General features: G+C 63.8%; 9 protein-coding genes and 1 tRNA gene. 8 read left to right on the top strand and 2 right to left on the bottom strand.

Translation table 11 applies throughout. From position 1 onward, the window contains the following. Positions 1 to 41: 41 nt before the first annotated feature. Positions 42 to 902 (top strand): D-hexose-6-phosphate mutarotase, encoded by an 861-nt coding sequence (locus tag AC1AV0_RS07085; RefSeq protein WP_476572536.1) that lies wholly within the window; start codon positions 42 to 44, stop codon positions 900 to 902. 84 nt (positions 903 to 986) lie between these two features. Here the strand turns inward: AC1AV0_RS07085 and nrdG are convergent, their stop codons facing one another. Beyond that, positions 987 to 1688 carry an anaerobic ribonucleoside-triphosphate reductase activating protein gene (gene nrdG, locus AC1AV0_RS07080; protein WP_476572534.1) on the bottom strand — a complete coding sequence of 234 codons (702 nt, stop codon included), beginning with the start codon at positions 1686 to 1688 and terminating at the stop codon, positions 987 to 989. Then, positions 1685 to 4084: an anaerobic ribonucleoside-triphosphate reductase gene (gene nrdD / locus AC1AV0_RS07075; protein ID WP_476572532.1), complete on the bottom strand. Its 2400-nt coding sequence runs from the start codon at positions 4082 to 4084 to the stop codon at positions 1685 to 1687. The genes nrdG and nrdD overlap by 4 nt, the downstream gene beginning before the upstream one ends. Positions 4085 to 4534: 450 nt before the next feature. On the opposite strand from nrdD, the gene xseA reads away from it, so the two are divergent. From xseA to AC1AV0_RS07040, 7 genes are all read left to right on the top strand, one after another. Beyond that, the gene (xseA, locus tag AC1AV0_RS07070) at positions 4535 to 5842 is read left to right on the top strand and encodes an exodeoxyribonuclease VII large subunit (protein WP_476572530.1); all 1308 of its coding nucleotides are present in this window, start codon (positions 4535 to 4537) and stop codon (positions 5840 to 5842) included. A gap of 77 nt (positions 5843 to 5919) precedes the next feature. Next, positions 5920 to 6216, top strand: a complete 297-nt coding sequence (locus tag AC1AV0_RS07065) for an exodeoxyribonuclease VII small subunit (protein WP_476572528.1) — start codon at positions 5920 to 5922, stop codon at positions 6214 to 6216. A 175-nt stretch (positions 6217 to 6391) separates the two neighbouring features. Beyond that, positions 6392 to 6464, top strand: a tRNA-Arg gene (locus tag AC1AV0_RS07060). 180 nt (positions 6465 to 6644) lie between these two features. Next, positions 6645 to 7667 carry an endonuclease/exonuclease/phosphatase family protein gene (locus AC1AV0_RS07055; protein ID WP_476572526.1) on the top strand — a complete coding sequence of 341 codons (1023 nt, stop codon included), beginning with the start codon at positions 6645 to 6647 and terminating at the stop codon, positions 7665 to 7667. A gap of 168 nt (positions 7668 to 7835) precedes the next feature. Then, the gene (locus tag AC1AV0_RS07050) at positions 7836 to 8894 is read left to right on the top strand and encodes an ABC transporter ATP-binding protein (RefSeq protein WP_476572523.1); all 1059 of its coding nucleotides are present in this window, start codon (positions 7836 to 7838) and stop codon (positions 8892 to 8894) included. Beyond that, positions 8891 to 9694, top strand: coding sequence for an ABC transporter permease (locus AC1AV0_RS07045; RefSeq protein ID WP_476572521.1), 804 nt, complete (start codon positions 8891 to 8893; stop codon positions 9692 to 9694). Before AC1AV0_RS07050 ends, AC1AV0_RS07045 begins: the two co-directional genes overlap by 4 nt. Continuing rightward, entirely contained in the window at positions 9691 to 10509 is an 819-nt protein-coding gene (locus AC1AV0_RS07040) for an ABC transporter permease subunit (RefSeq protein WP_476572519.1), read from the top strand. Before AC1AV0_RS07045 ends, AC1AV0_RS07040 begins: the two co-directional genes overlap by 4 nt. Positions 10510 to 10528: the final 19 nt, after the last annotated feature.

The following is a 10528-nucleotide window of genomic DNA, read 5'->3' as shown; positions in this document are numbered from 1 at the left end:
TAGGCTCCGGCTGCATCGGGCGGCGACGTATACTGGAGCGCATGAGCAACGCTTTCATCATTCGTGAACTTGTCAACGACGACGCCACCGCGACCATCAGCGATTACGGCGCGCATGTCCTCTCCTACGCCCCCGCCGGCCAGCAGCCGGTGATTTGGCATCCCGCGGCGGTCCAACTCGCCGACGGCACGGCCATACGCGGCGGCGTGCCCATCATCTTCCCGTGGTTCAACACCGGCTATGACGGCGGCCGCCCCGTGAGCAAGACGCCGAAGCACGGGTTCGCCCGCGTGGGCTTCTGGCGGTTCGACAGCGAGGGCAGCGACGACCGGACCGCGCGTTACACGCTTGATTCCGCCGATTTCGGCGCTGAACTGCTCGACCAGATCGCGGGGGATTCCCCGCGTTTCCATGCCGTTTATGAGGTGAACGTCGGCGAGAAGCTGACGATGGCGTTAACCGTCACGAACGAGGCTGATGCGCCGCTCACCTATGAGGCAGCGCTGCACACGTATCTTCAGGTGGGTGATGTGGAGCGCATCACCGTGCGGGGATTGGAGTCGGCCGACTATCTCGACAACACCCAGGCCGGCGTGCCCCATGTCGACGCGACCGGAATGCCGATCACCTTCGATGGCATGGTGGACCGGACCTATCTGGCCGACGGCACGGTCACGATCGACGATCCCGTGATGGAGCGCACTCTTATCGTGGAGAAGTCCGGCGCGCCGCAGGCCGTGGTGTGGAATCCCGGCGAGACGGCGGGCAATGCGATCGGCGACATGGCGGCGGGCGAGTGGCGCGGATTCGTCTGCGTCGAGGCGGTCGCCCGTCTCGACAGAAGCGTCACGCTGGCACCGGGCGAATCCCATACCCTTTCCCAGACGATTTCCATCGCCTAACAACAACCCCAACAATCATTTCGCCGGCGCTCCCCCGCTTTGCACAGTGGAGCGCCGGCGAAATCGTATTCTGCGGCTTGGCGGCTAGCTGGCCTGCTGGCCCTCACCGGCGGCGCGGTCCTTGGCATAGATTTCGGGAATGAAGCGCTCCTGGTCGTGCAGTTTGGCCCAGATCACCGGCTCGCCCGCGACCAGAGACTTGGGCACGTCGAGGATGCGCTGGTTCGCGGAGCCGCGGAACTGCAACAGCGAGTCATGCTGGGGCTTTAAGTAGCGGCCGTCCACGAGGATGTCGATGAGTTCGAGCAGTTCGCGCTTATCAGGGGTCTCCCCCTCGCGCATCAGCTCCTCCCACGTGTAGCCGGTCCAGCTCCAAATATCCTTGTCATGACCGAATTCACGGCGGATGCGCTGCGCGAGCGGCACCAGCACCGGCGTGGCGAGCATGGGTTCGCCGCCCAGGAACGTGATGCCCTGCACCCACGGTTGGGCCAGGTCGGCGATGATTTTGTCTTCAAGCGCCTGCGTGTACTCATGCCCCGCCTGAAAATCCCAGATGGAGGCGTTGAAGCAGTCGACGCAATGGAACGGACATCCGGAGACGTACAGCGAATTGCGCACGCCTTCGCCGTCGGTGACGATGAAGGTTTTGTAGTCGGCGATCATGCGTTTGGACATGCGCCGACCATCCCATTGCCCAGCGCGCGGATCGTTGGCGAATCCGCCGCTGGGAATGGAGGGGCCGCGGCCCGTCTCGCCGGCCGCGAAGTCGCGGCGAACGGTCACTTGGTGTCCTCGAACCATTCGCGGGTGTTGCCGTCGTCCAGCACCACCTTGCCGGTGGAGCCGCTCATATGCTTGACGCGATGGGCGATCTCCTCATGACGGCCATGCACCATCGGACGCTGCACCGGGGAGCCGAGATAGCCGCAGGTGCGCTTGGTGACGTTGCACTTATCCGGGTTGGAGTTGCCGCACTCCGGGCACTTGAAGCCCTCTTCGGTCGGTTCGAAGTCGCCCTGGAAGCCGCATTCGAAGCAGTGGTCGATCGGGGTGTTGGTGCCCAGATAGCCGATGCCGATGTTGTAGGCGTAATCCCACACGGCCTCGAGCGCCTTCGGATTGTCCTGCAGGCACGGGTACTCGCAGTAGTTGATGAAGCCGCCGGAAGCGTAGTACGGGAAGTCCTTCTCGTAGTTGAGCTTCTCCATCGGGGTGGGCTGCAGCCACACGGGATAGTGGAAGGAGTTGGTGTAGAAGTCGTGGTCGGTCACGCCAAGCACCTTGCCGAACTTCTCGCGGTCCATGCGGTTGAAGCGGTCGGTCAGAGACTCGGCCGGCGTGGAGTACACGGAATAGTGGTAGTCCTCCGCATGGCTCCACTGCTTGCACAGTTCGTTCATGCGCTTGACGATGGACAGCGCGAATTCCTTGCCTTCCGGATCCCAGCCATGGTCGCGGATCCAGTTCTCGCCGTAGAACACGGCGGTCGCCTCGGCCAGGCCGATGTAGCCCAGCGACACGGTGGCACGCTCGCCGCGGAACAGCTGGTCGATGTTGTCGTTCGCGCCGAGACGGCCGAAGGCACCGTAGCGGAACAGGGTGGGCGCGTTGACCGGCGTGGCCTGCTTGCAGCGCATGATGCGGAACTGCAGGGCCTGGTGCGCGATTTCCATACGCTCGTTGAACAGCTTCCAGAAGCGTTCCTTGTCGCCGTGGGATTCCAGGGCGATGCGCGGCACGTTGACGGTGACCACGCCGAGGTTCATGCGGCCGTCTTCCTCATCCTGGCCGGTTTCGGGGTTGATCCAGCCCTGCAGGAAGGAACGGCAGCCCATCGGCGCCTTGAAGCTGCCGGTGATCTTGACGATGTTCTCGTAGAACACCACGTCCGGGTACATGCGCTTGGTGGCGGATTCGAGGGCGAGCTGCTTCAGGTCGTAGTTCGGGTCGCCCGGATCGGCGTTCACGCCGTGCTTGACGGTGAACACGAGCTTCGGGAAGATCGCGGTGTGATGCTCCTTGCCGAGGCCACGAATGCGGTTGAGCAGCATGGCGCGCTGGATCTCGCGGGCGAACCAGTCGGTGCCCAGGCCAAAACCGATGGTGACGAACGGGGTCTGGCCGTTGCTCACACGGTTGGAGTTGATCTGGTACTCCATGGTCTGCATGGCATCGTAGATGGCCTTGCGGGTGCGGATCTTGGCGAGGATCTCACGCTCCTGCTCCAGCTCGTCCACATCCGTATGGAACGGCGTGTCCATCGGCAGCGGCTCACGGGAGCCGAAATGCAGCTTGGAGGGCTCATTGCGCTTGGCGTTCTCCACCTGGCGGCGGGCGAATTCCACCGGCATGCCGTCGGGGATGGTCTCACGCGCCTCCTCAAGGAACTTCTCGTAATCCTTGCGGGCGTAGCGGGCCAGATGCTCGTCGGCACGGTTGGCGGTCTGGCCGCCGTACTGGCTGGAGGCCACATCCTTCATGATCTGGGTGATCTGCGTGGCGGCAATGGCGATGGACTTCGGGGAGGCCATGGGCGCGTTGCCGAGGGTGAAGCCGTTGGCCAGCATATCCCAGAAGTTCGGCAGCGAGCAGTTGGACTGCGCGGTGAACGGGGAATAGTCGGCGTCGTGGAAGTGGATGTCGCCCTTCATATGCGCGTTGGACACGGCCGGGGGCAGCATGTTGAACGCGGCGGCCTTGGAGACGGCGCCGGCCAGCAGGTCGCGCTGGGTGGCGTAGACGTTGGAGTCCTTGTTCGCGTTCTCGTGGATCAGCGTCGGGTCATGGTTGATGAAGCGGGAGACCGCCTCGTTCACGTCGGTGGCCTTGGCGCGTTCGATGTCGCGGTCGAGACGGTAGTTCGTGTAGTTGCGGGCCACGTCGTACAGGTGGCGTTCGATCAGCGCGTGCTCGACGAGGTTCTGGATGTCTTCGATTTTGGCAGGGCCGGCGTAGCGTTCCTTGATCTCGCCTTCGATCTGGTCGGAGATGCCGCGGATGAGCTTCTCCTCCTCGGGGCCGATGCGCTTGTCCAGATCCTCGAACGCGGACTTCACCGCGGAGATGATGTTCAGCGGATCGAAGTCGACGATACGACCGTCGCGCTTCTCCACCAGCACCACGGAATGCCTTGCTGCCTGCTCGGTTTTCGCGGTGTTCTCCAGAACATGTGCGCCCATCGGTCGTCCTTCCTAGTGCCTCGAACCGCCCCTGTGGCGGTCGTACGTGCTGCCTTAATTACACACGTGTGATTCAATCAGCTTTATGAACTGTACGGCAAGGGCACCCCTATATCTAGTACCGCGATGCGGCGTGTCTACTATTTATAGTGGTTTTTGGCGTATTTCCGCCAAAACTACATGTGTGTGATTAAGGTAACGATTTCGCCCCAGCGTGTCGCGCACGGCCTCTTCGCGGACGCATCGCGAGCACAGATCCTTCGACTCCACTTCGTTCCGCTCAGGATGACGAAAAGAGAAAGCCGCACCCTCTCGTCATCCCGAGTGTCCCCTCTCGTCATCCCGAGTGTTCCCTCTCGTCATCCCGAGCGGAGTCGAGGGATCCCAGTCCCGCATGAAGCAACACCGCCATGACGCGCATGTCCTTTATATAGAGGAATCTTGAAGGCTATGACATCGTTTATGGGAACCGTGAATCCGGGCGCGCCCGCCGCTGTGGATGTCCCCGCCGAACCGCGGCCGCTGGACCAGCTGCCCGCACGCGCCGGCGACACCACCGCGGACAACCCGTGGCCGGTGAGTATCCTCAGCCAGAAGTTCTACACGGCTGTGGACCGCTGGCCCTCGGCCTGGGTCTGCGGGCAGATCACGCAGATCAACACGCGCCGCGCCGGCTCCGCCTACATCACCCTGCGCGACGACTTCGAAGACATCGCGATGGAGGTCAACGGCTTCGGCCAGTTCGCCGCCGCGGCCTCGCAATTCGCGCAGGGCGACCGTGTGGTGATCCATGGCAAGCCGAACCTGTGGATGAAGCGCACCTCGCTGTCGCTGCGCGGCGACACGATTCTGCGCGTCGGCGCGGGCGGCAGTCTGAAAGCCATGATCGACGAACTGCGCAAGAGACTCAAAGGCGAAGGCCTGTTCGACGAGGACCATAAACTCCCCCTGCCCCAATTCCCGCGCCGCATCGGTTTGGTGTGCGCGCCGCAGGCCCGCGCCGAAGGCGATGTGATCACCAATGTGAATCTGCGTTGGCCGGCCGTGGAGTTCTCGGTCGTGCACGTGCACGTGCAGGGCGAGCAGTGCCCCGCGGATGTGGTCAAAGCCATCGAACAGTTGGACGCCGACCCTCAGGTGGACGTGATCATCGTGGCCCGCGGCGGTGGCGCGTTCGAGGATCTCATCGGATTCTCCGACGAGCGCGTGGTGCGCGCCGCCTACGCCTGCGCCACTCCCCTGGTCTCCGCCATCGGACACGAGGACGATTGGACGCTGCTGGATCTGGTAGCCGACATGCGCGCCTCCACACCGACCGACGCGGCCAAGCGCGTGGTGCCGGACGTGCGCGAGCAGCAGCAGCTTATCGAGAACGCCATCGGCCAGATGCGTCTGCGCGTGCGCTCCCGTGTGGAGAACGAGATCCGACTGGTCGAAGGCTATGCGAACCGGCCGAGCCTGACCCAGCCGCTGACCATGCTCGAGCCGCACCAGCGCTTCGTCACCGAGGCGCTGCAGCGACTGGACATCGGTCTGCGACGCATCGCCGACGACGCATCGCTCACCATAGAGAAAGCGCACGCCTCGCTCACCGCGCTCAGCCCGCAGTCCACGCTGAACCGCGGCTATGCCGTCGTGCAGACCGCCGACGGACACGTGCTTGACGACGCTGCCCACGCTCATCCCGGCGACGAGCTCACCCTGACCCTGAAGCGCGGCGTCCTCACCGCCCAAGCCACGTCCTCATCCACCGACTAATCCACCCATCCGTCATCCCGAGCAACCTACCCGTCATCCCGAGCGAAGTCGAGGGATCTCACAGAAAGCACAGTCACATGACCGAGAACACCGACGCCCAGCCCACCCCCGCATCCTCCCTGACCGACAAGGAGCGCGAGGCGATCGCGCAGATGCCCTACGAGGAGGCACGCGACAAGCTCATCCAGGCCGTGCAGGCGCTGGAGGCCGGCGGGCTCAACCTTGACCAGTCGATGCGCCAGTGGGAAATCGGCGAGGCGCTGGCCAAACGCGCGCAAAGCCTGCTGAACGACGTGCGCGCCAAGCTGGACGCCGCGCAGACCGCGCAGTCCTCCGGCGCGGACACGGCGGGAACCCAGTCGAATCTCAACTGAGCCCCGCCCCTCGCGGCAAGCCGCTCACCTCGCCCACACACGCCTCACAGGAGCCCGCGATTCACGAACCACCCCAGTGATTCACTGACTCCTCCGCCGCATCCATCGGACTGCGCGACGTGACGGCGACATTGGTCGAGCTTGGCGCGCAATCCGTGTACAATATCAACTCGTTGCCCCAGTAGCTCAGTGGATAGAGCACATCTCTCCTAAAGATGGTGTCGTAGGTTCGATTCCTATCTGGGGCACGATTATTCTTTCCCCTATTCTTTCTCCTTCTTTCTCCCCGCGTTTCCTTCGAACAGTTCGTGCCGGTTTGGTGCAAACCGGCGAATCAGCCTGACGAACGAGTGCGCACGCCAAGCCCCATGCGTTAAGGTGGCAATTCGCGGATCACGCACGCGATTCGGCGACATACAGGAGGCACTATGGCGGCATTGGCAGGCAAAGGCAGAAAACGGCACCGCATCCTCGGCGCGTTCGCCGGGATCTTCGCCGTCGCGGCGCTGCTGGGAACGGCCGCGCGCGAGCTTCCCGCGGATCTGCAGGAGCTCCCCTATGTGCCGATCGTCGTCTCCGCCACGCCGTGGTTCACGTTGTTGGCATTGCTCGCGTTGCTGCTCGCCATCATCTCCCGCCGCGTGGTTATGGCGCTGATTGCCGTCGCCGCCATCGGATTGAACGTCTATTGGCAGCTGCCGTTCTTCCAACCGTCCGCCACACTGCCCGACGAGGCGCAGCAGGCGGTGGCCTCGGCCTCGGCCGACACGTCGGACGCCTACGCGCGCGTGATGACGCTCAACGTCTATAAAGGACAGGCCGACGCGCAGGAGATCGTTGATTTGGTGCGCGACCAGCGTATCGAGGTGCTGGCCTTGCAAGAGACGACCGACGATTTCGTGCAACGGCTGAACGAGGCCGGCATCGAGCATTATCTGCCGTATGCCAATGTCTCGTCGTCAGACGGCGTGTACGGCAACGGCATCTGGTCGGCCGCGCCACAGTCCGATCCGGCCGACGACGATGTGAATTCCAGCGCCTCGTTCATGCCGGGCAGCACCGTGGACTTCGCCGGCACCGGGGTGCGATTCGTCTCCGTGCACACCACCGCCCCGGTTCCCGGCTATTGGAGCCAGTGGAAGCGTTCGTTGGACGAGCTCGCCCTGATGCGCGCCGACACCGACACGCGATACGTGTTCATGGGTGATTTCAACGCCACCTACGACCACACGCCCTTCCGCAACTTCCTCGGCTCCCGCTTCACGGACGCGGCCCGCCAGTCCGGTCATGGATTCACCTTCAGCTGGCCTATGGACCGAAAGTATCTGCCCGCGTTCGCCGGCATCGATCATGTGGTGCTTGACCAGGGCATGACGGCCGGCCAATGCCAGACGGCGGAGGTCACCGGCTCCGATCATGCGGCGCTGCTGGTCACCATCGCGGTGCAGTAGAGCGGTGAGATAGGCGGGTGCGGTAGGGCAGCGCGATAGGCGGCGCGGCAAGGCGGCCCACACGATAGGCCCGCGACGCAACACACGCGGCGCAACCGCCCAAACGGATTCCTCACACCCGTACGTCTAGACTGGAAGCGTCTCATCGGGCAGCCAAAGGAGTCCACCGTGACCGCATCCATCGCCCATACCTCGCCCTCCTCCCAGCCTCCGGCCATCGAAATCGACCATCTGACCAAACGCTACGGCGCGGCGCGAGGCATCGACGACGTCAGCTTCAGCGTTCACCCCGGCGAGATCTTCGGATTCATCGGACCGAATGGCGCAGGCAAATCCACCACCATACGTACCCTGTTGGGGCTGATCCGCAAAACCTCCGGACAGGCGCGGGTGCTCGGCTTGGACATCGAACGCGACCATGTCAACATCATGCGCCGTGTAGGCTATCTGCCCAGCGAGGTGTTCTACTACGACGGCATGCGGGCCAAGGATCTGCTGGCTTATGCGGCCAGCTTCCATCCGGGGCGCGACTGCGACAGGCGCATTCGCGAGCTCGCCGAACGGCTCGACGTGGACCTGAACCGCAAAATCGAAGACATGAGCCTTGGCAACCGCAAAAAGGTGGGCATCATCCAAGGCCTGCTGCACTCCCCCGAAGTCATTATGCTCGACGAGCCGACCAGCGGCCTCGATCCGTTGATGCAGCGCACGTTCTTCGACCTGATTCGCGAAGAGGCCGCCCGCGGCGCCACCATCCTGTTCTCCAGCCATATCCTCAGTGAGGTGCAGCGCATCTGCGACCGCGTGGCCATCATCAAAGATGGCCGGATCATCGCCGTGCGCTCCATCGACGAGATGCGGCGATCATCGGTCAGACAGGTGCGTCTGACGATGCCGCTCCCCACCGGCTCCGCGGGCTCCTCCGATATCGACCGTCTCTCCGCGTTGCCCGGCGTGCGTTCGTTTGAGATTCTCGAAAGCCGGGGAGGAAGCACCCCAGACACCAACGGACAATCCTCCTCGCAGCGAAACGCCACGGCGACGTTCCTGTTCGAGGGCGAGGCGAACCGTCTTATCGGCCATCTCGCGTCGTTCGACCTGACCGATGTGGAGATCGCCGAGCCGACGCTCGAAGAGGTGTTCATGCACTACTACGCCGGCGAGCGCTCCGATCCCGACCAAGCCGAGGCCGAGGACACCAACGGAATCTCCGAGGCCGCGCGATGATCCATGTGTTCCTCTTCGAGTTGCGTTCGCTTGTACGCGGTTTCGCCGTGACTGCCGTCGCCCTGCTGGGTGTGCTGGCATTGTTCGTCGGCGGCGCCTATCCGATCTACCGTGACGCCAAACCGCAGGTTATGGCGATACTCGACAATTTCCCGCCCCAATTCGCGGCGGCCTTCGGCGTGAGCGACGACATCTTCACTTTCGCCGGCTTCTACCGGTTCAGTTACCTGTATCTCGCCCTGATCATCGCCATCGCGGCAAGCGCATGGGGATTGGGTTCGTTCTCACGGGAGCGGCGCGCGAAAACCGCGGATTTCCTGCTCACCATGCCGGTGAGCCGCACCGGCATGTTCACGGCCAAGCTGCTCGCCTGCCTCACCGGCGTGGCTGCGGTCGGAGCGCTGTATGTGGGCGCGGTGCAGCTGGTGGCGATGGTCGCGGATGATGGGACCGGCGTCAAGGCCGGCCATCTCGCTGTGGCCTCGCTCGCCATCCCCGCGCTGGCCGTGGTATTCCTCGCGTTCGGCGCGTTGCTCGGCGTATCGCTACGCCGCGTCCGTTCGGTGGCCGGCATCGCCACGGGATTGGGCATTATGGGATTCGCCACGGCCTCGCTGCCCGGGCTCACCGGCGAGGACGCTTGGCGCGCGATCGCGCCGTTCCTGTATTTCTCCCAAGACACGGCGCTGAACGAGGGACGGTTCGAAACCGGCTGGCTGGTCGCAGCCGCCGCGCTGGCCGCGCTCTGCCTCGCCGCATCCTGGCTGCTGTTTGTGCGAAAGGATGTGCGCGCGCAATGAACGTGTTCATTATCGAATGCAAAGCCAACGCCAAAACACTGGCGGTATGGTCCGCCGTGCTGGTGTTCTTCGACATCGTCGGTGTGATGAAGTTCACCGGCTTCGACGCCGGCGGCGCCGAAGCCACCCAACAGGTAATCGACGCCTTTCCGCCCGTCGTGCTGGCCGTATTGGGACTGTCCGGCTTGAATGTGGCCACATTCCCCGGCTTTTACGCCGTGCTTATGTTCTATATCGGCATTATGGCGGCGGCATACGGCGTGCAATTGGGCCACGGGGCCGTGGCCCACGAGATCACCGACGGCACATGCGAATTCCTGTTCACACGCCCCCGCTCGCGCGCGTCGATCCTCACCGCCAAACTCGCGGCGGCATTGGTGTGCGTCATCGTGTTCTGCGCGGTGAATCTGCTGTCGTCCGCCGCCGGATACGCTTTGATGGGCACCTTAGCCGCCAAGACTATTCCATGGCGACTGCTGTCGGCATTCGCCGCATGGACGGGTCTGATCGCGCTGGTGTTCTGCGCGCTGGGTGCCATGCTGGCCGCCTGCTGCCGCCGCATGGACCGTGCGGCGCTGGCCGGCAGCGGCGCGGTGGTGCTGTGTTATCTGGGCGCGGTCATCTACGACATGTTCCCGGACCAGGCCGGCGTATCGCTGATCGCCCGCCTGTGCTCCCTCATGCGCTACTGGCCGCCCGCCGATCTGGTGGACGGCACCTTCCCGCTCCCGTTCGCGTTATTGGCCGCGGCGCTGGTCGCAGTCGCATTGACCGTCGCGTACACGTCGTTTGGACGGCGCGATTTGGGTGAGTGACCGCGCGGGGTCGCACGGG

It is taken from the genome of Bifidobacterium sp. LH_558 (assembly GCF_056356295.1).
The sequence above is the reverse complement of the archived record's forward strand: the minus strand, read 5'-3'. Positions and strand labels throughout refer to the sequence as shown.